General features: G+C 62.3%; 12 protein-coding genes. 8 read left to right on the top strand and 4 right to left on the bottom strand.

The features are described from left to right. The first annotated feature begins 79 nt into the window (after positions 1-79). The 3 genes from H3H45_RS11970 to H3H45_RS11960 all read left to right on the top strand — a co-directional run bounded on the left by H3H45_RS11970 (position 80) and on the right by H3H45_RS11960 (position 6,256). A complete protein-coding gene (locus H3H45_RS11970; protein WP_182833979.1) occupies positions 80-1,984 on the top strand; it encodes a DUF1302 domain-containing protein in 1,905 nt (634 codons plus the stop codon). Positions 1,985-2,016: 32 nt separating this feature from the next. Continuing rightward, positions 2,017-3,384, top strand: coding sequence for a DUF1329 domain-containing protein (locus H3H45_RS11965; RefSeq protein WP_182833978.1), 1,368 nt, complete (start codon positions 2,017-2,019; stop codon positions 3,382-3,384). Positions 3,385-3,517: 133 nt separating this feature from the next. After that, on the top strand, positions 3,518-6,256 hold the full coding sequence (locus tag H3H45_RS11960; RefSeq protein WP_328822335.1) for a LuxR C-terminal-related transcriptional regulator: 2,739 nt from the start codon (positions 3,518-3,520) through the stop codon (positions 6,254-6,256). Positions 6,257-6,304: 48 nt separating this feature from the next. On the opposite strand, the gene H3H45_RS11955 is transcribed toward H3H45_RS11960, so the two are convergent. Next, on the bottom strand, positions 6,305-7,138 hold the full coding sequence (locus H3H45_RS11955) for a metal-dependent hydrolase (protein WP_182833976.1): 834 nt from the start codon (positions 7,136-7,138) through the stop codon (positions 6,305-6,307). A 387-nt stretch (positions 7,139-7,525) separates the two neighbouring features. On the opposite strand from H3H45_RS11955, the gene H3H45_RS11950 reads away from it, so the two are divergent. The 5 genes from H3H45_RS11950 to H3H45_RS11930 all read left to right on the top strand — a co-directional run bounded on the left by H3H45_RS11950 (position 7,526) and on the right by H3H45_RS11930 (position 16,134). After that, the gene (locus tag H3H45_RS11950; protein WP_182833975.1) at positions 7,526-8,554 is read left to right on the top strand and encodes an AraC family transcriptional regulator; all 1,029 of its coding nucleotides are present in this window, start codon (positions 7,526-7,528) and stop codon (positions 8,552-8,554) included. A 10-nt stretch (positions 8,555-8,564) separates the two neighbouring features. Next, positions 8,565-9,212, top strand: a complete 648-nt coding sequence (locus tag H3H45_RS11945) for an MBL fold metallo-hydrolase (protein ID WP_182833974.1) — start codon at positions 8,565-8,567, stop codon at positions 9,210-9,212. Between the two features lie 111 nt (positions 9,213-9,323). Then, positions 9,324-10,010: an OmpA family protein gene (locus H3H45_RS11940; protein ID WP_182833973.1), complete on the top strand. Its 687-nt coding sequence runs from the start codon at positions 9,324-9,326 to the stop codon at positions 10,008-10,010. A 180-nt stretch (positions 10,011-10,190) separates the two neighbouring features. Beyond that, the gene (locus H3H45_RS11935) at positions 10,191-13,943 is read left to right on the top strand and encodes a CHASE domain-containing protein (RefSeq protein WP_182833972.1); all 3,753 of its coding nucleotides are present in this window, start codon (positions 10,191-10,193) and stop codon (positions 13,941-13,943) included. 55 nt (positions 13,944-13,998) lie between these two features. After that, entirely contained in the window at positions 13,999-16,134 is a 2,136-nt protein-coding gene (locus tag H3H45_RS11930; protein WP_182833971.1) for a putative bifunctional diguanylate cyclase/phosphodiesterase, read from the top strand. Here H3H45_RS11930 and H3H45_RS11925 read toward each other — a convergent pair whose 3' ends face one another. The 3 genes from H3H45_RS11925 to H3H45_RS11915 all read right to left on the bottom strand — a co-directional run bounded on the left by H3H45_RS11925 (position 16,135) and on the right by H3H45_RS11915 (position 20,679). Next, on the bottom strand, positions 16,135-17,046 hold the full coding sequence (locus H3H45_RS11925; protein WP_182833970.1) for an acyltransferase: 912 nt from the start codon (positions 17,044-17,046) through the stop codon (positions 16,135-16,137). A 278-nt stretch (positions 17,047-17,324) separates the two neighbouring features. Continuing rightward, positions 17,325-19,415 carry a phosphate acetyltransferase gene (gene pta, locus H3H45_RS11920; RefSeq protein WP_182833969.1) on the bottom strand — a complete coding sequence of 697 codons (2,091 nt, stop codon included), beginning with the start codon at positions 19,413-19,415 and terminating at the stop codon, positions 17,325-17,327. A gap of 76 nt (positions 19,416-19,491) precedes the next feature. Continuing rightward, positions 19,492-20,679, bottom strand: a complete 1,188-nt coding sequence (locus tag H3H45_RS11915; RefSeq protein ID WP_182833968.1) for an acetate kinase — start codon at positions 20,677-20,679, stop codon at positions 19,492-19,494.

Raw genomic sequence — 20,679 nt, 5'->3', positions numbered from 1 at the left:
ACTTTCGGGGGATCAAGCCCAATGGGCCACTGGCTATAGTCCGCACCATCCATAACAAAAAACACATGGAGTAGCGTCGATGACAACAACTAAACCGTTCTGGCGTCTGGCCAAGCTGCCTCTGGCAGTCAGCCTTGCCTCAACCCTGGCTGCCCCGGCATTCGGCGTCACCTTCAACATCGGTGAGATCGAGGGTCAGCTCGACTCCTCTCTCTCCGTGGGTGCCAGCTGGTCCACCAAAAGTGCCGATCCTGACCTGATTGGTGTCAACAACGGTGGGCAAGGCCTGTCGCAGACCACCGACGACGGTCGCCTGAACTTCAAGAAGGGCGAAACCTTCTCGAAGATCTTCAAGGGTATCCACGACCTGGAGCTGAAGTACGGCGACACAGGCGTGTTCGTCCGTGGCAAGTACTGGTACGACTTCGAACTGAAGGACGAAAGCCGCCTGTTCAAGGATATCGACGACAGCAACCGTAAAGAGGGCGCTCAGGCATCCGGTGCGGAAATCCTCGACGCCTTCGTCTACCACAACTACTCCATTGCCGATCAGCCGGGCTCCGTGCGTCTGGGCAAGCAGGTAGTGAGCTGGGGTGAAAGTACCTTCATCCAGAACAGCATCAACGCCATCAACCCGGTCGACGTTTCCGCTTTCCGTCGCCCGGGTGCCGAGGTCAAGGAAGGTCTGATCCCGGTCAACATGTTCTATGTGTCGCAGAGCCTGACCGACAACCTGTCGATGGAGGCTTTCTATCAGCTGGAGTGGGAGCAGACCGTAGTCGACAACTGCGGCACCTTCTTCTCCCAGGTTGACGTGGCGGCAGATGGTTGCGACGACAACCTGCGCCTGCTGACCAACAACGAAGCCTTGGTCAACGGCGTACTGAACCCGATCCTGGTTGGTAATGGTCTGGATCCGCTGGATGTCAATGGCGAGGGCAACTTGGTTGCACGCGCGGATGATCGCGATGCTCGCGATAGCGGTCAATGGGGCTTGGCATTCCGCTACTTCTCCGAGCCTCTGGATACCGAGTTCGGCGCCTATGCCATGAACTACCACAGTCGTGCACCGATTCTCAGTGCCACTGCGCCTGGCCAGGACGTGTATGACGTTGCCAACGGTGTTTTGGGAGTTAGAAATGGTGCTGCATCGGCACTGGCGATTGCCGGTAGCTCCAGCTATTTCATCGAGTATCCGGAAGACATCCGCCTTTATGGTCTGAGCTTCTCCACTACGTTGCCCACCGGCACTGCATGGAGTGGCGAGGTCAGCTATCGTCCCAACGCTCCGGTTGCGCTCAATACCACGGACGTTCTCTACTCGGCTGTCCGTCCGTTGAACAACCCAAATGTCGACAACCCCTATGCTGATGCTTCTGTGTTGGAGGGGGGAGTTGGTGCTACTCGCCACGGCTATAACCGTAAGGAAGTTACCCAGATCCAGACTACTTTCACCCACTTCCTCGATCAGGTCATGGGTGCAAGCCGTTTGACTCTGGTGGGCGAGGTTGGTATGACTTTTGTCGGTGGCCTGGAGCACACTAGCGAAGCGCGTTATGGACGTGATCCGGTCTTCGGTCCGGGTGAACTTCCGAATGGCACTTGTGAACTCTTGAATAACTCCACCGTTGGTGGTGCTGTCGACAATGCCGACTTCTCCAACGCCACCAAGGACTGCAACGACGACGGCTACACCACTCACAGCTCCTGGGGCTATCGTACCCGTGCGATCTGGGATTACCCGGATGTGTTTGCCGGTGTGAACCTGCGTCCGAGCGTGGCCTGGTCGCATGACGTGGATGGTTACTCGCCTGGCCCGGGTGCCAACTTCGAGGAAGGCCGCAAGGCTGTGAGCCTGGCCGTAGAAGCTGAATACCAGAACACCTACACCGCCAACCTGTCCTACACCGACTTCTTTGGTGGCGACTACAACACTTCGATCGACCGTGACTTCGTAGCGCTCAGCTTCGGCGCGAACTTCTAAGCGCTCAGGATCCTTTGAGGAAAGACATGCAAATGAAAACAACAAAGTTCTTGCTGCAATCCGGTGCTCTGGCTCTGTCCCTGATGGCTACCAGCGTGATGGCTGCAGTTTCTGCCGATGAAGTAGCCAAACTGGGCAACAGCCTGACTCCGCTGGGGGCGGAGAAGGCTGGTAACGCCGATGGCTCGATTCCCGAGTGGACTGGTGGTCTGCCAAAAAACGCCGGTACGGTTGATGATCGTGGCTTCCTGTCCAACCCGTTCGCTGGTGAGCAGCCGCTGTTCACCATCACTGCGCAGAATCTGGATCAGTACAAGGACAAACTGACCCCGGGTCAGGTAGCGATGTTCAAGCGCTATCCGGACAGCTACAAGATTCCGGTGTACAAGACCCATCGCTCCGCCACTGTGCCGCAGAACGTACAGGACGATGCCAAGTTCAACGCCGCCAATACCAAGCTGGTCGAAGGTGGTAACGGCCTGGAGAACTTCAAGTCCGCGTACCCCTTCCCGATGCCGCAGAACGGCCTGGAAGCGATCTGGAACCAGATCACCCGCTACCGCGGTGGCAGTGTCCGTCGTCTGGTTACCCAGGCCACTCCGCAGCCGAACGGTTCCTACAGCCTGGTGTACTTCCAGGATGAGTTCAGCTTCCCGACCAGTCTGACCGACTACGACCCGAGCAAGCCGAGCAACATCCTGTTCTACTTCAAACAGCGCGTAACTGCTCCTTCGCGTCTGGCTGGTAACGTGCTGCTGGTGCACGAAACCCTCAACCAGGTGAAAGAGCCGCGTCTGGCCTGGCTGTACAACGCCGGTCAGCGTCGCGTACGCCGTGCCCCGCAGGTTTCCTACGACGGCCCAGGTACCGCTTCCGACGGTCTGCGTACTTCCGACAACTTCGACATGTACAACGGTGCTCCTGACCGTTATGACTGGAAGCTGAACGGCAAGAAGGAAATCTATATTCCGTACAACACCTACGAGCTGGATTCGCCGAAGGCCAAGTACGCCGATATCATCAAGCCGGGCCACATCAACCAGGAAATGAGCCGTTACGAGCTGCACCGTGTATGGCACGTGACTGGTACCCTGAAGGCGGGCGAGCGTCACATCTACGCCAAGCGTGATGTGTACATTGATGAAGATACCTGGCAGGCCGCGGTAATCGACCACTACGACGGTCGTGGTGCCCTGTGGCGTGTGGCTGAAGCCCATGCTCAGTACTACTACGACAAAGAAGTACCGTGGTACACCGTGGAAACCCTGTACGACATCATCTCCGGTCGTTACCTGGCCCTGGGTATGAAGAACGAGGAAAAACAATCCTACGACTTCAACTACAAGGCTGGCACCAGCGATTACACCCCGGCAGCCCTGCGTCAGGCTGGCGTGCGTTAATCCGCTACCCGCAACAAGAAAAAGCCGGCCTAGTGCCGGCTTTTTTCTTTCCGGGGACGAAGCGGGCTTCAAATACGGGGAGCAAGGGGATAGGCTGCGCTCATTTAACCGCCGATGAGCCGCAATCTGCCCAGTGACTGACCTGTCCCGCTCGCCCAGCATCGCCTGTTTGCCTGTCAATCCTGGGGAAGGGCGTTTCTTTCGCCCGCCGTTGCCAGACGGATACGTTTTGCGTCCCCGTTTATGTGAACGGCTTGCCGAGGGAATGGCGGGGCGTTTGATGTTGGTCTGTGCGCCAGCAGGCTTCGGCAAGAGTTCACTGGCCATCGAGTTTTGCGAGCGCTTGCCAGAGCAGTGGCAGAGCCTCTGGCTTGGCCTGAGTCGGCGCGACAGCGATCCCGGACGTTTCCTGGAGCGTCTACTTGATGGCTTGCGCCAGTCGTTCCCAACGATTGGCGAGGAAGCGCTGGGCCTGTTGAAGATGCGCCAGCGCCATCAGCCGTTTGCCTTTGAAGAGCTGCTGGATGGGCTGCTCGATGAGTTGGGGCAACGCCTGGATCCTGCGGCTCCGCTTTTGCTGGTCCTCGACGATTACCACCTGGCCCAGGGCGCGGTGCTGGATCGTTGCCTGCAGTTTTTCCTCAATCACCTGCCCGCCGGAATGCTGCTGCTGGTCACCAGCCGCCAGCGTCCGGACTGGCATCTGGCCCGCCTGCGCCTGTCACGGCTGTTGCTTGAGCTGCAGGAGCAGGATCTGCGTCTGACCACGGAGGAGACCCAAGAGCTGCTGGCCAGCCAGGGAGCGAGTCTCGATGGCGAGGCCTTGCGCAATCTCCTGCAGCGCAGTGAGGGTTGGGTGGCTGGGCTGCGCCTGTGGCTGCTGACGGCGGATGAAGCAGGTAGCGAAGAGTCGGTGCGGGATCTGCACGGCGCCCAGGGACTGATTCGCGACTACTTGCTTGAAGAAGTGATTGAGCGCCAGCCCGCCGAGGTGCAGAGCTTCCTCTACGATACGGCGTGCCTGGAGCGTTTCTGCGTCGAACTGTGCGATGCGGTGCGTGAGAGCCATGACAGCGCGGCTATCCTGCAACACTTGCAGGCCAACCAGATATTTCTGGTGCCACTTGATGAGCATGGGCGCTGGTTCCGCTATCACCACCTGTTTTCCGACTTGCTGCGCGCCAGTCCAGCCCTCGGGTTGTCGCTGCCGCTGTCGAGCCTGCACTTGCGCGCTTGCCGCTGGTTCAGTGGGCAAGGCGTGCTCGATGAGGCGGTGGAGCAGGCCCTGCGCGCCGGTCAGCCGGATGTGGCCGCCAGCCTGGTGCAAAACTTCTCCGAAGAGCATCTGCTGGCCGAACAGAATGTGGCCATGCTGCTGCGCTGGAAGATGGATTTGCCCGATAGCCTGCTGAGCAGCACGCCGCGCCTGATCGTGTTGTACAGCTGGGCTCTGGCCCTGGCTTGCCAGCTGGATGCGGCGGAAGACCTGGCCAGCCAGCTTGTGCGTTTTTTGCCTGCCCCCTCGGCGGTGGAGCAACAATCGCTGCTGGCCCAATGGCTCGCCGTAAGTGGCGTGATTGCCCGGGGCCGTGGTGATAGCACGCGAGCCGAGGAATATTGCACGGCGGCCCTGGCGACCTTGCCGATACAACGCTTCGGGCCGCGGCTTTTGTGCCTGTCGACCCTGGCCAATCTGGCAGTGGTCAGCGGTGATCTGTGGCGTGCCCGCGGTCTCAATCGCGAGGCCCTGGAGTTGGCCCAGCGCCAGGGTAACCCGCTGTTCGAGGCCTTCTGTCACTACGATCGTGGCCGGGTGCTGCAGGCACGTGGCGAAGTGACTCGTGCACTCGAAGAGGTGCGTCACGGCCTGCAATGCCTGCGCGAGCTGCCGGCGCAGCGTCTATATGCCGTGCGGGCACGGCTGACCTTGTATGAAGGCTTCCTGCTGGCATTGCGTCTGCAACCCGATGAGGCGAAGAATCGGCTGTTGGCCGGCGTGGCCGAAGCCCGTGGTTGTCGAGACATCAGCCTGTTGATCGGCTATTGCATTCTGGCCAGCCAGGAAGGACGCTCTGGGCGTTTCGCCGAGGCCTTTGCCTATCTGGCTGAGGCCGAGCGGCTGATGCATATCTGGGATGTGCCGCCGGTCTACTACCTGGCGATGATCACCCTGAGCAAGTGTGAGTTGTGGTTGACCCAGGGGCAGGTCGAGCTGGCCAATGCCTGGTTGATGCGTCTGGCCGATACCTACAGCGGCGAGCAGGCGGCGACGGCACCGGAGTTCCATCCACAGCTGTCCCTGCATATCGAAATTCACCGTGCTGCGCTGGAGCGTCGTCAGGGCCAGGTGGAGGCTGCCGAGCGTCGTCTGCGGGCTCTGGTGATAAGAGCGCAGAGCTGCGGTGGGCAGTTGCTCGGCACGTTTGCTCATGTCCAGTTGACCTTGCTGTTGTGTTCCACCGGTCGTGAACGGGAAGCTCAGCAGCAACTGCTGAGTTGCCTGGAGGCTGCTGCCGGTGGTTGCCTGTTACCCTTCCACGAATTGCTTGCCCACCAGCCGGACTGGTTGCGCGAGCAGTTGCAGACGGCACCGAACACCGCCCTGACCGAGGCCTTGCAGCTGCATTTGCCGGAAAGTGCGGAAGTAGGGCAGAGCTTCGCTTTTCTGGGTGTGGCTGAGAGTCTGAGTACCCGCGAGCTGGCGGTTCTGCGCCTGATTGCGCTGGGCTGTTCGAATCAGGAAATTAGCGAGCGTCTGTTCATCTCGCTGCATACCGTGAAGACCCATGCCCGCCACATCAACAGCAAGCTGGGGGTGGAGCGGCGCACCCAGGCCGTGGCGCGGGCCAAGAGCCTGGGGCTGTTGCGTTAAGCGCTGCTGCCGTTTCGTTCCGGTTAAAGAATCAGGCAGGCGCAGTTTTTAAGCGGCTTCGACCACGCCGTCGAACTCGCGGCGGTAGTGCAGAATCACCTGCATGTTGTCGTGTTGCCAAGGGTGGAAGTCGCGCTTGTAGAAGTCCAGGTAGGTGCGCACCAGCGGCCGCAGGATGCCCCGACTTCCCCACAGCCAGCCCAGCCCATCGCGCCATACCCGCCAGTTCCACAGCAGTCCATCGCGCTTGAGCATGTGCACCAGGCCTTTGAAGGTATCCAGGGTGAAATACAGCGTGCTGTGCAGCATGGCTCGCCGCCGCAGCCAGACACTGCCGCAGACCTGTTGATACAGATCGAAGGCGACTGCCTTGTGTTCGCTTTCTTCCAGTGCATGCCAACGCCACAGTTTGGCCATGCTCGGCTCGGCTCCGGCCAGCCAATTCGGGTTCTGCAGGATGGCGTCGGCCATGATGGCGGTGAAGTGTTCCACAGCCACGGTGGAAGCCAGGTGCAACTTGGGCGGCAGATGCTTGCGCACAAATGCCAGGCGGCGCTTCAGCCGATGCTCCAGGTAGTCGAGGTCGTAGCCGCAGTGGCGTAGTGCCTCGCTATAGCGATCATGCTCGCGGCTGTGATGTGCCTCCTGGCCGATGAATCCACTGATCTGCTTCTGCAGGTGCGGGTCCGTGGCCTGGTCGCGGTAGTGTCGCACCGAGTCGATGAAGAAGCGTTCGCCATCAGGGAACAGCAGCGACATGGCATCGAAGAAGTGGCTCTTGAAGGCATTGTCGTCGTGCCAGTGGCGCACCCAGGGCTGGGGCAGGGTAAAGCCGGGCTGGCGTGCCTTGATCAGCAGGTCTGGCGGTGTCGGGCTGGGCATGCTGCCTCCCCTTTAATTGTTATGGTTACAGGGTCTGTTGCCGCTTCGTTCGTGGTCGCGACGGAGCCCGTTTTTGCGCGGAGCTAGGCGCGAGACGCGAAGTTTGGTGGTCCAAATGAGTCGTCGAGTAACGACGTTCCGCGCAAAAACGGGCCCGTCCCTTCGGGTTGCGCGAAAAATCGCGCCATGCGTCGTTGCGGGACTTGCCAAGGGATGACCATTGCCTGCGTCCCGCGCCTAGTCTGGCGCGATTTTTTGCAGCAACGCGGCTCACGAACGAAGCGGCAACAGACCCTTGGACTATGGGCTTGTCGGGTTTCGGCGGGCAAGGTTATCTTCTGCCATTATTCGGGTCATTTCCGGCCACTGCTGATAGGCGGCAGACTGATGAAGAAGCTGCTCACGCTGAACTCCGCGCTGGTTCCGCTGGCTTACGCTCAAGCTCTGATCGAGCTTGCCGGGGAGCTGGGCGTGCCGCGTGATCAGCTCTTGTTCGCCGCCGGCATCGCCCCGCAGGTTCTGCAGAATCCAGCTGGCAGGCTGTCTTTTCTCGACTTCCGCCAGCTCGCCAACGCCGCGTTGCTGGCGGCTGACGATCCAGCCCTGGGGCTGTTGCTGGGGCAGCGCCTGAACGCCTCGGCCCATGGCATTCTTGGCTATGCACTGCTCTCCAGTGCCACCCTGGAGAAGGCCCTGCACTTTGCGCTCAAGTATTACCGCGTCCTCGGGCTGAGCTTCGATCTGGAGCTGATCGAACATGCTGACCGCCTGGAGTTGCGGGCCAGCGAGTCGATTCCGCTCGGAGCGCTCAGCCGTTTTGCCGCAGAAGGTCTGTTGGCCAGTCTTTACAGCATCGCCCAGTTCCTTCTCGGCGAGACACCGCAAGGCGTGGCGCTTGGCTTTTCCTATCCGGCTCCCAACTATGCTGATCGCTACCGCGACGTCTTCGGCGTTGCAGCATCGTTCGAGCAACCCTGGCACTGGCTGAGTCTGCCGCGAGCCTATCTGGATCGGCCGATGGCCCTGGCCAATCCGGCGACCATGCAGATGTGCGAACAGCAATGCGAAGCTCTGCTGGCGACACTCGATGTGCAGGACGGCTTGCTCAGCCGGGTGCGCCGTCTGCTGCTGGCCCGTCCAGGCGAGTTTCCCGATCTGGATAGTGCTGCGCGGGCCTTGCACATCAGTGGTCGCAGTCTGCGGCGTCATCTGGCCGGTTCGGGGACCAGTTACCAGCAGATCCTCGATGAGGTGCGTAAGCGCCTGGCCTTGCAGTACCTGAGCACTACCCACCTGCCGCTCTATGAAATCGCCGCATTGCTGGGTTTCAGTGACCCCTCCAATTTCCGCCGCGCCTTCCGCAAATGGACGGGGCGGCAGCCGAACGATTATCGTGCCGGCCCTGATCATCGATGAGGATTGTCCAATGAGCACCAGCCCCCAGCCCCAGCTGATTCGTGAAACCTTCCCCGTCGGGCCGTTACAGTGCAACTGCACCATCATTGGCGACCCGTTGACCAAGAAGGCCATCGTGGTTGATCCGGGCGGCAATCCCGAGTTGATCATGGCGCGCCTGGAGGCCCATGGCCTGCAAGTGGTGAGCATCATTCACACTCATGCCCATCTCGATCACTTCCTCGCTTCGGGCCAGATGAAAGAGAAGACTGGTGCCACGCTGCACCTGCACAAGGAGGACCAGTTCCTCTGGGACAACCTGGAGATGCAATGCCGCATGTTTGGTGTGCCCTATACCCCGGTGCCGGCGCCGGACCAGTGGCTGGCCGATGATGAGGAACTGGCCTGTGGCTGTGGCGTGGCGCTGCATACCCCAGGGCATACGCCAGGCTCGATGAGTTTCTGGTTTCCCCAGGACAAGTTGCTGATCGCCGGCGACACCCTGTTCCGTCGCGGTATCGGGCGCACTGACCTGTGGGGTGGTGACTACGCCACCATCGAGCGTTCAATTAAGCAGCGTCTGTACAGCCTGGACGAGGAAGCCACCGTGGTCACCGGGCATGGGCCGGACACGCGGCTGGGTGATGAAATGCGCGAGAATCCCTTTATTCGCGCCTGAGGCTGGCACGCTGGCTGTGGCTGATTGTGCCGCGAGGGAATCTTCTGCGCGGCCAGTGCTCTAAACTTCATCTGTTTATCTGCACGCAAGACTGCCTCAGGAGCTTCAACCATGTTTACCCCTTCACGCCTCGTCCTCGCCGCTACCCTGGCCGCCCTGATGACCGGCTGTGCCTCGCAAAACCCGTACGACAATCCAAGCGCTGAACAGAGCACGGGTGGCATGAGCAAGACCGCCAAATACGGTGGTCTCGGTGCCCTGGCCGGTGCAGTCGCCGGTGCGGCGATCAACCATGACAACCGTGGCAAGGGTGCGCTGATCGGTGCCGCTGTTGCCGGTGCTGCGGGTGCCGGTTACGGCTACTACGCCGACAAGCAGGAAGCCGAACTGCGCCGCAGCATGGAAGGCACCGGGGTGCAGGTCGAACGCCAGGGCGACAACATCCAGCTGATCATGCCGGGCAACATCACCTTCGCCACCGATTCGGCGGAGATCGCCAGCAACTTCTACAACCCGCTGAACAACCTGGCCAACTCGTTTCGCCAGTACGACCAGAACAGTATCGAAATTATCGGCCACACCGACAGCACGGGCAGCCATACCTACAACATGAGTCTGTCGCAGCGCCGTGCGCAGAGCGTGGCCAACTACCTGCTGGCACAAGGGGTCAATGCCGGCCGCGTAAGCACCCGTGGCGCCGGCCCGGATCAACCGATTGCCAGCAATGCCACAGCAGAAGGGCGTTCACAGAACCGTCGGGTGGAGATCAACCTGCGCCCCTTGCCCGGCCAGCAATAACCGCTGCTGCTTTACAAGAGGCCCCGAACAGGGGCCTTTTGCATTTTGGGTGCCGCCCGTCGTGTCACTCGACGGCCTTAAATTCCTGACTAGACTGCTCAACATATGTTCTGCAGTCCGCGTTCCTGACACCTGTCCCTGCGCCGATTGCCGTGCATCAATCAAGGATCAGGAGAGTGCATGGACGACACCGCACCGGCTATTTCACCGCGTAAACCCTGGATCCCTCTGCTGGTCACCGTCTTGCTGTTGGCCGGCCTGAGTGTCCTGGTGACCTGGCAGTGGCTGGTGCTGGGAGCCAGCAACCGCGAAGAACAGAACGCCCGTTTTGCCCTGGCCGTGGATGGCATCGAGCAGAGTGTGCGCGAGCGCATGCTGGCCTACGAAATGGTTCTGCGGGGCATGTCCGGATTGATGGCCGGCAGTAGTGACGTGTCCCATGAAGAGTGGCAGCGTGCGGCGGACCAGTTGCAGTTGCAGGAGCGCTACCCCGGCATCCAGGCCCTGAGCTGGGGCCGCTACCTGCGTGACAGCGAACTGGATGCCTTCGTGCAGCGCGAGCGCGGCAATGGCCGGCCAGAGTTTCAGGCCTATCCCCCAGGGCCGCGTGACGAGTACCTGATCGTCGACTTTATCAATCCGCTGGACTGGCGCAACCGTCGGGCCCTTGGCTTCGACATGTACAGCGAGGCGACCCGGCGCCTGGCCATCAGCCAGGCCCGTGACAGCGGTGAAGCGGTGCTGACCGGGCCGCTCAAACTCAGGCAGGAAATCGAACAGGATGTGCAGGCCGGTGCCCTGCTGTACCTGCCGGTGTATCGCCATAACGCGCCGCAGACCAATGTCGATGAGCGGCGCGCCGCAGTGTTGGGCATGGTTGCCGGCACCTTTCGCATGGGCGACCTGATGCAAGGCATCCTTGGCAGCAGCAGCGAACTGTTCTGGGTCGAGCTGCGCGACAGTCAGGATGCCGCCAACCCATTGCTTAAGGCGGTCTCGACAGACGCTCAGCAACCTCGCTTCGAGACTCAGCGCACGCTGAACATCTACGGTCGGACCTGGCAGCTCAAGGTCAGCAGCACCCCCCAGTACGAGCAGACGCTGCACAACAGCAGCCTGAGCATCGGCCTGGGCAGCGGCTTGCTGGCCGCGTTGCTGCTGTCCTTGCTGATTGGTGGTTACCTGTTCCTGCGTGAGCGTGCGCTGGCCAACAGCGAACGCCTCAATCAAGGCGTGCGCGAGCGCGAGGAGCGTTTCCGTCTGGTGATCGAGGCATCGCCCAACGCCATCGTGCTGGTCGACAGCCATGGCCGGGTCGCCATGGTCAATCGGCAGACCGAGCTGATGTTTGGCTATAGCCGCGAAGAGACCCTCGGCCAGCCGGTGGAAAAGCTCTTGCCGGAGTCCATTCGCAAGGCCCACGTCGGCATGCGCGAGAACTTCCAGGCGGCGCCGGAGCCTCGGCGCATGGGCGGCAGCCGCGAGCTGTTCGGTCAGCATCGCGATGGTCGACAGATTCCCCTGGAGGTTGGTCTGTCACCGATCCGCGCCGGTACTGAAGTGCTGGTGCAGGCGGTGATTATCGACATCAGCGAGCGCAAGGCCGCCGAAGAGCGTTTCCGCCTGGTGGTCGAGGCGTCGCCCAACGCCATCGTGCTGGTCGATGGCCATGGTCTGGTGGCCATGGTCAATCGGCAGACCGAACAGATGTTCGGCTACTCGCGTGATGAGCTGTTGGGTCAGCCGGTCGAGCAGCTGCTGCCGGAATCCCTGCGCAAGATGCACCCGCACCTGCGCGATAGCTTTATCAACGACCCGTCGCCACGGCGCATGGGCGGCAACCGCGAGCTGTTCGGCCAGCATCGCGATGGTCACCTGATCCCCCTGGAAGTAGGCCTCTCGCCGCTGCGCAGCGGCACTGATGTGCTGGTGCAGGCGGTGATCATCGACATCAGCGAGCGCAAGGCTGCCGAGCAGCGCTTGCGTGAGCAGGCTGAGCAGCTGGCGCTGGCCAACCGCTACAAGTCCGAATTCCTCGCCAACATGTCCCATGAGCTGCGCACGCCGCTGAACAGCATCCTGATCCTCAGTGAACAGCTGAAGCAGAACATGGCTGGCAACCTCACGGAAAAGCAGGTCAAGCATGCCGATATCGTCTACAAGGCCGGCAATGATCTGCTGCAACTGATCAACGATGTACTCGACCTGGCCAAGATCGAAGCGGGGCGGGTGCAGCTCAAGCTCGAACCGCTGAATGTCCACGACATGCTGGTGGAACTGGACTCCAGCCTGCGGCCGATGGCCGAGCTCAAGGGCCTGCGTCTGCTCAATACCTTGGAGCCTGGCGTGCCGCGGGTGATTCATACCGACCGCGGGCGCCTGCATCAGATCTTGCGCAACCTGCTGTCTAATGCGCTCAAATTTACCGAGGCGGGTGAGGTGGAGCTTTCCATCAGTCGCTCGCCAACACCGCTGGATGATGAGCGCGAAACCCTGCAGATTGTCGTACGCGATACCGGCATCGGGATCGCTCCGGAGCAGCATGAGCGGATCTTCCAGGCCTTCCAGCAGATCGACGGTTCCACCAGTCGGCGCTTCGGTGGCACCGGTCTGGGGCTAGCGATTACCCGTCAGCTGGTCGAAGTGCTGGATGGCAAGATCAGCCTGGAGAGCCTGCCTGGGCAAGGTTCGCGCTTCATCGTGCAGTTACCGGTGGTGGCTCTGACTCAGGTCGAGCCGGATCAGCCCCTGAGCAGCGTGCCCGTGCGTAGCGGTCAGGGGCCGGCGCTGCTGGTCATCGAGGACGACCTCAATTTCTCCGCGGTGATTGCCGAAGAGGCCCAGGCCCATGGTTTTTCCAGCGTACTCTGCCGCAGTGGCAAACAGGCGATCAACCTGCTGCAGAGCGAGCGCTTTGTCGCCGTAGTGCTCGACATCCTGCTGCCGGATATCAGCGGCTGGCAGATCTACCGGCGCCTGCGCAGCCTGGCGCAGTACCGCGATATACCGGTACACATCATTTCCTGCGTGCCGCAGCCACAGGACTGGCATGAGGATGGCACGCGCTATCTGGTCAAACCCATAGGCCGCAATGATCTCGAGCAGGTCTTCGTCGGGCTCGCCGGCCTTGGTCAAACCCTACGCCCATTGCTGCTGGTGGAGGACGTCGAGATTGAGCGCGAGCACTACCACGAGCACTTGAGCCAACTCGGCTTCACCGTCACCTCGGTCAGCAGTGCCGAGGCGGCGCGCCAGGCCTATGCGGAGCAAGGTTTCAGCGCTCTGGTGATCGATCTCGATCTGCCGGACCAGGACGGTTTCGAGCTGCTCGAAGCCATGGACCGACAGCGTCCCCTGCAGTCGACCCAGGTGGTGATCAACACCGGCCTGGATGTCACCCGCCAGGATCTGCAACGCCTGCGCCGTTACTCGGCCGTGGTGGTGCGCAAGAGTGGCGACGACCTGAGTCCGCTGAGCGCTGCCCTGCAAGGCTTCCTGTCCGGGGTGCGCGAGCCGCAGAGCGACAGCTCCGGCCTGGCCGGCAAGCGTGTACTGCTGGTGGATGACGATATCCGTAACATCTACGCGATGACCGCGTTGCTGGACGAGGTCGGTCTGGTTGTCACTCCGGCCAAGGATGGTGTGGAAGCGCTGGAGCGCTTCGCACTGCAACCGTTCGATCTGGTACTGATGGACATGGCGATGCCGCGTATGGACGGCTACACCGCCACACGCCTGCTCAAGGAAGAGCACGATTGTCGGGTGCCGATCATTGCCCTGACCGCCCATGCGATGAAGGGTGACCGCGAGAAATGCATCACCGCCGGGGCCGACGACTACCTGGCCAAACCGGTTAGTCGTCAGGAGTTGCTGGAGCACCTGCACCGCTGGTTGAGCGCTGCTCCGCAACCGTTGCGGCAGGCACAGGGATGAACAGGGCGGGCAGATTGCGGATGGTCTGCCGCGAGCCGCGCGTGAGGAGGGCGATATGGCGCAGTTAGAACTCGATACGCAGGTGGATTCCCAGGTGCTGCTGGTGGTCGATGACCGCGAAGAAAACCTGGTGGCCATGGAGGCCCTGCTCGGTGATGGCGAGTGGGATGTGCGCACCGTCAATTCCGGCGAGGCCGCCCTGCAGTGCATGATTGATGAGCCGGTTGGCCTGGTCCTGCTGGATGTGCAGATGCCAAAGATGGATGGCTTCGAAGTCGCCCGTCTGATGCGTGGCAGCCCGCACACCCGGCATACGCCAATTATCTTTCTCTCTGCCATCGCTCATACCGAGGATTCGGTGCTGCACGGCTATGCCATCGGCGCCGTGGACTTCATCCTCAAACCCTTCGACCCCAAGGTGCTGCGGCACAAGATCAGCGCCTTGCTCGAGCATGAACGTCATCGCCATGAGCTGCTCCAGCTCAGCCAGCAGCTGGACAGCGCGCGGGCCTTCAATGCCTCGGTGCTGGAGAATGCCTCTGAAGGCATTCTGGTGCTGGATCAGGAGGGTAAGATCAGCTTTGCCAACCCGGCCATGGCGCAGATGCTCCACGGCGAAGTGGCCGACTTGCAGGGCACCCAGCTGCTTTCCTACCTGCATGCACCGCAGATGCCGGCGGACTGGAAGACCTCCGAGTTCTACCTCAGTTGGCGCTCCGGCAAGACCTATCGTCTGCATGATGCCGTGCTCAGCACCTTCAGCGGCAGCTTCCTGCCGGTGGCGCTGTCCTGCTCACCACTGCCGCAGTACCAGAACGCGATGGTGCTGATTGCCCTGGACATGTCGGTGGTGAGCAACCTGCATGCTCAGCTCGAGTCGCAGGCGATTACCGATGCGCTGACCGGCCTGTACAACCGCCGCGGCTTCAATCAGGCCCTGGAAGCGGCACTGTCGCGCATCGACCGCAGCGGCAAGCGCATGGCCGTGCTCTATCTCGACCTGGACGGCTTCAAACGGGTCAACGATTCCCTGGGGCATGCCGCTGGCGACGAGATCCTTCGCACAGTGGCCGAGCAGCTGAAAACCTGCCTGCGCCCCTATGACATCCTCGCGCGCATGGGTGGTGACGAGTTCACCGCGCTGCTCGATTCGCTGGACCATCCGGAGGATGCGGCGCGGGTGGCGGAGAAGCTGATCGAGCTGGTGTCGGTGCGCCACAAGGTCGATGGCGTCGAGTTCACCCTGGGTGCCAGCGTCGGTATCGCTTGCTTCCCCGAGTGCGGGCAGACCGTCGATGGCCTGCTGCGTGCAGCGGACATGGCCATGTACGAAGCCAAGCGCGCCGGGCGCCAGCAGTACCGCTTCTTCTCCCCGGAAATGAACGGCCGCGCGCGCTCGCGGTTGATGCTCGAGGAGAGCCTGCGCACGGCCATCGATCAGGACGATTTCGTCCTCGTCTACCAGCCGCAGATCGACCTGGCCAGCGGCCGCCTGCGCGGTTTCGAGGCGTTGCTGCGCTGGCAGCACCGGGTCGCCGGCACCATCGCGCCGGGCGTGTTCATTCCGTTGCTGGAGGAAACCCGGCTGATCAACCGCCTGGGCGACTGGATCTTCCAGCGTGGCATTCAGCAGTGCCGTGCCTGGCGTCCGCAATTCGGCGAGGACCTGCTGCTCAGCCTCAACGTCAGTCCGGTGCAGTTCAGCATGCCGCAGCTGGTCGGTGACCTGCGCCGGGTGCTGGAGACCCATCAGCTCAAGCCGTCACAGCTGGAAGTGGAAGTCACCGAGAGTGCGCTGATGCAGAATCTCGACACCACCCGCGAGCAGCTTCAGCAGCTGCGTGCGTTGGGGGTGCGCATCGCCATCGACGATTTTGGCACCGGCTATTCATCGCTGGCCTACCTGCGCCATTTCGAGCTGGATACGCTGAAGATCGATCGCCTGTTCATCGCCAACATGCTCGACTCCCCGAAGGATGCGGCCATCGTCAGCACCATCATCGACCTGGGCCATCACCTGGGTCTGGAGGTGATCGCCGAAGGGGTGGAGACCCTCGCCCAGCGCGACTGGTTGATCGCCCATCAGTGCAGCACCATGCAGGGCTTCCTGGTGGCGCCAGGGTTGTCGGTGGAGAAGGCCGGGGCATTTCCGCCCCAGCTCGATTGGGCGACCTGGGCGCCCGAGGCCTGATTACCGGCGGGTGGCTGGGAACTGCTGGTGCAGCTGCGCCAGTTCGGCATCCTTGGCTTCCCAGAGCTGGTTGACCCACTGCTGGAAGGCCAGTCGGTAGCTCTCATCCTGGTCGTAGTTCTGGCCGATGAACTCGGCCGGAATCTGCAGCTCGGCAAAACGCACCACTACCTTGTCCAGACGCCCACAGAGCAGATCCCAGAAGCCCGGGCTGCCGCCTGGGTAATGGATGGTCACGTTGATGATCGAGTGCAGTTGCTCGCCCATGGCGTCCAGCACGAAAGCGATGCCGCCGGCCTTGGGCTTGAGCAGGTACTGGAAGGCCGAGCCCTGCTGATCATGCTTGGCCTGGGTGAAACGGGTGCCTTCGAGGAAGTTGAACACCGACACCGGGTTGCTTTTGTAGCGCTCGCACGCCTTGCGCGTGGTGGCCAGATCCTGGCCGAGCTTCTCCGGGTGCTTGGCCAGGTAAGCCTTGGAGTAGCGCTTCATGAAGGGGAACTCCAGCGCCCACCAGCACAGGCCAATCACCGGCACCCAGATCAGCTCCTGCTTGAGGAAGAACTTGAGCAGTGGCATGCGCCGGTTCAGTTGGTACTGCAGCACCAGGATATCGACCCAGCTCTGGTGGTTGCTGGTTACCAGGTAGGAGTGGCGGGTGTCGAAGTTCTGCGTACCGGCTACGTCCCAGTGGGTGCGGCAGACCAGGTTCATCCAGAACTTGTTGACCCCGATCCAGAACTCGGCGATGCCATGCATGACGGAGCGCAGGCCGCGTTGGAGCGCCGGTACCGGCAGGAGCAGCTTGAGCAGCGCTACGGCGAACAGTGGCCAGCAGCAGATCAGGGTGTTGGCAGCCAACAGCAGGGCAGCGATGACGCCACGCAACGGGGCAGGCAGAAAGTGCAGCATGGGGGCGTGAGCCTCCTGACAGTGGGGGCATTCTGTGTGCCCCGGAGCGGTCGGGTTACCTGCGGCAGTTCCCTTGCACAAGGCGGTCGGTTGCCAAGGTTAACGCTTGTACACTGACCGGCAAGCGCTGGCTTTGACTAATGGGTCAATCGACCCGGCGCATTTCACCGTATTCAGACGGGACGAATTCTAACGCAAGCAGCGCTTTCGTAGCCTGGATGCAATCCGGGGAGTTCTCGGTGTGGGCTTACCCCGGATTGCATTCGGGCTACGTTGGCCTATGCCTCCCTGGCCGCGGCCTGGATGGCGGTGAGGGCGATGGTGTAGACGATGTCGTCGACCAGGGCACCGCGCGACAGGTCATTTACCGGCTTGCGCAGGCCCTGCAGCATCGGCCCCACGCTGACGCAGTCGGCACTGCGTTGCACCGCCTTGTAGGTGGTGTTGCCAGTGTTCAGGTCGGGGAAGATGAACACCGTGGCGCGCCCGGCTACCGGGCTGTTCGGCGCCTTCTGCAGGCCGACGCTGGCAATGGCGGCAGCGTCGTACTGCAACGGGCCGTCGATCAGTAGCTGCGGGTTCTGTTCGCGAGCCAGGCGGGTGGCTTCGCGGACTTTCTCCACCTCGGCGCCACTGCCGGAATCACCGGTGGAGTAGCTGATCATCGCCACCCGCGCGGCGACGCCGAAGGCTTCGGCGGAAGCGGCGCTCTGCAGGGCGATCTCGGCCAGTTCAGCCGCGTTCGGGTCGGGGTTGACCGCGCAGTCGCCATACACCAGCACCTGATCCGGCAGCAGCATGAAGAACACCGAGGACACCAGGTTGTAACCGGGCGCGGTTTTGATCAGCTGCAGCGCCGGGCGAATGGTGTTGGCGGTGGTGTGGATAGCGCCGGATACCAGGCCGTCGACCTCGTCCAGTGCCAGCATCATGGTGCCCATCACCACGGTGTCTTCCAGCTGGGCAGTGGCCATCGGCGCGTTGAGGCCCTTGCTCTTGCGCAGCTCGACCATCGGCCCGACATAGCGCTCGCGGATGAGATCCGGATCGAGGATTTCCAGCCCAGGCGGCAACTCGATGCCCTGGGCCTTGGCCACCGCCTGCACCGCTTCCGGCTTGGCCAGCAGCACGCAGCGGGCGATGCCGCGTGCCTGGCAGATGGCGGCGGCCTGCACGGTGCGCGGCTCACTGCCTTCGGGCAGGACGATGCGCTTGTTTGCCGCCTGGGCGCGGCGCATCAGCTGGTAGCGGAACGCCGGTGGCGACATGCGCGCCTCGCGCGGGGTGCCGCAGCGCTGCTTGAGCCAGTCATGGTCGATATGGCTGGCGACGAACTCGGTGACCTTCTCCGCGCGCTCGCGGTCGTCGATGGGGATTTCCTTGTTCAGCCGGTTGAGATTGGTTGCCGTGTCGTAGGAACCGGTGCTCACGCTGAGCACCGGCAGGCCACTGGCCAGGGCGCCGCGGCACAGCTCCATGATGCGTGGGTCCGGGGCGAAGTCGCTGCACAGCAGCAAGCCGGCCAGCGGCACGCCATTCATCGCGGCCAGGCTGGCAGCGAGGATGATGTCGTCGCGATCGCCCGGGGTCACTACCAGCACGCCAGGCGTCAGCAGTTGCACGGTGTTGGGCACGGCGCGGGCGCAGAGAACGATCTTGGCTACCCGGCGCTGCTCGTAGTCGCCGGCATTCAGCACCCGTGCACCGAGCAGTTCGGCGATGTCGCGGGTGCGTGCGGCATTCAGTTCGTCTTGCCAGGGAATGCAGCCGAGCAGGCGGAACTGCTCGGTCTTCAACAGCGGCGAAAGCTCCTGCAGACGCGTGGCGAAGTTTTCGCCGCGCACCTTGTTAAGGATGGCGCCGAGCACTTTCGGCTCCTGCGGCCCGCCGAACAGCTGGGCCTGGATCTCGATGCGGTCGGACAGCTCGGTCATGGCCTGGGCCGAATCACCTTCCGGTGCGGAGACCAGGATGATCTCAGCATCCAGGCTGCGCGCCAGGTGCACGTTGATGCGTGCCGCGTAGCTGGCGTGGCGGGTGGGCACCATGCCCTCGACGATCAGCACGTCCATGCCCTCGCTGGCCTGCTGGTAGAGGCTGACGATTTCTTCCAGCAGGTCATCCAGGTGACCGTCGCCGAGCATGTGTTCGACCCGTGCCAGCTCGAGCGGCTTGGGCGGCTTCAGACCGAGGGTGCGGGCGATCAGTTCGGTGGAACGTTCCGGGCCTTCATCGCCCGGGTGTGGCTGGGCGATTGGCTTGAAGAAACCGACCTTCAGGCCGTCGCGTTCCAGGGCGCGGACCAGGCCGAGGCTGATGGAGGTGAGGCCGACACCGAAGCCGGTGGGGGCGATGAAGAAGGTATGCATGGTTTCTTCGTCCTGGTAGGCGTTCGCGTTGATCGCTTGCGGTATTCGATTCGCGAGCAGAGCTCGCTCCTGCGCTTTATTCGTTGAGCAGGGCCAGGGTGTCGAGAGCGATCTGTCGCTCCTCGTTGGTCGGTACGACCAGTACGCGCGGGCTGCCTGGGCTGTGGATCGGCCCGGCGGCGCCACGGATGCAGGCGGCGTTAGCCGTTTCATCGAGGGCGAGATTGAACAGTCTTAGGTGCGCCAGCGTCTTGCTGCGGATCAACGGCGAGTTCTCGCCGATGCCACCGGTGAAGATCAGCCCGTCCAGCCGTGGCAGAGCGCAGCTCATGGCGGCCAGAGACTTGGCCAGGCGGTAGCAAAACACCTCGATGGCCAGTGTCGCGCCGGCATGCCCCTCGGCGCGTGCCTGCTCCAGGCTGCGCATGTCGTTGGACAGGCCGGACAGGCCAAGCAGGCCGCTTTCCTTGTTCAGCAGGCTGTCGATGCGTTCCAGGCTCCAGCCCAGGGTGCGCGCCAGGTGACCATGCAGATTGGGGTCGACATCGCCGCTGCGGGTGCCCATCACCAGGCCTTCCAGCGGGGTCAGGCCCATGCTGGTGTCGCGGCTCTGACCATTGACGATGGCGCAGGTCGAACAGCCATTGCCCAGGTGCGCCGACAGCCAGCTGCTGTCGGCAAAGTCCAGGCCACTCATCTCGGCCGCGCGCTGGCTGACGAAACGGTGGCTGGTGCCGTGGAAGCCATAGCGGCGCACGCCGTGCTCGCGGTACAGCGCCTCCGGTACGGCGTAGCGGAAGGCATGTTCGGGCAGGCTCTGGTGGAAGGCAGTGTCGAATACCGCGACCTGCGGCAGCTCGGGGAACAGCTTGAGCGCGGCCTCGATACCCAGCAGATTGGCTGGGTTGTGCAGTGGCGCCAGCGGCGCGGTGGCGCGGATCGCCAGCAGGCTGAGCGGGTCAATCAGACAGGCGCTGGTGAACTGCTCGCCGCCATGTACCACGCGATGGCCGATGCCATGCAGCTGGCCACCAGCGGCACTCTGCACCAGCGGCAGTAGCTGGGCGAGGGCGGCGCGGTGATCGCCGCCCTGCAGCAGCAGGCTGTCCTTGTTGTCGGCATGCTGCCAGTGCAGCACCGCTTCCGGGCTGCCCAGTCGTTCGGCCAGGCCGCTGAGGATGAAGTCGGGTTGGGCTTCGTTGATCAGGGCGAATTTGATCGACGAACTGCCGCAGTTGATTACCAGAATGTTGCGTGCCGGCAT

The sequence above is a fragment of the Aquipseudomonas guryensis genome (genome assembly GCF_014164785.1).
In the GTDB taxonomy this organism is placed as follows: domain Bacteria; phylum Pseudomonadota; class Gammaproteobacteria; order Pseudomonadales; family Pseudomonadaceae; genus Aquipseudomonas; species Aquipseudomonas guryensis.
The sequence above is the reverse complement of the archived record's forward strand: the minus strand, read 5'-3'. Positions and strand labels throughout refer to the sequence as shown.

Coding starts and splice junctions, on each gene's coding strand:
- H3H45_RS11965 (WP_182833978.1), top strand. CDS start 2,017: ATGAAAACAACAAAGTTCTTGCTGCAATCCGGTGCTCTGGCTCTGTCC.
- H3H45_RS11930 (WP_182833971.1), top strand. CDS start 13,999: ATGGCGCAGTTAGAACTCGATACGCAGGTGGATTCCCAGGTGCTGCTG.
- H3H45_RS11925 (WP_182833970.1), bottom strand. CDS start 17,046: ATGCTGCACTTTCTGCCTGCCCCGTTGCGTGGCGTCATCGCTGCCCTG.
- H3H45_RS11915 (WP_182833968.1), bottom strand. CDS start 20,679: ATGCCGGCACGCAACATTCTGGTAATCAACTGCGGCAGTTCGTCGATC.
- pta (WP_182833969.1), bottom strand. CDS start 19,415: ATGCATACCTTCTTCATCGCCCCCACCGGCTTCGGTGTCGGCCTCACC.
- H3H45_RS11935 (WP_182833972.1), top strand. CDS start 10,191: ATGGACGACACCGCACCGGCTATTTCACCGCGTAAACCCTGGATCCCT.
- H3H45_RS11940 (WP_182833973.1), top strand. CDS start 9,324: ATGTTTACCCCTTCACGCCTCGTCCTCGCCGCTACCCTGGCCGCCCTG.
- H3H45_RS11950 (WP_182833975.1), top strand. CDS start 7,526: ATGAAGAAGCTGCTCACGCTGAACTCCGCGCTGGTTCCGCTGGCTTAC.
- H3H45_RS11955 (WP_182833976.1), bottom strand. CDS start 7,138: ATGCCCAGCCCGACACCGCCAGACCTGCTGATCAAGGCACGCCAGCCC.
- H3H45_RS11970 (WP_182833979.1), top strand. CDS start 80: ATGACAACAACTAAACCGTTCTGGCGTCTGGCCAAGCTGCCTCTGGCA.
- H3H45_RS11945 (WP_182833974.1), top strand. CDS start 8,565: ATGAGCACCAGCCCCCAGCCCCAGCTGATTCGTGAAACCTTCCCCGTC.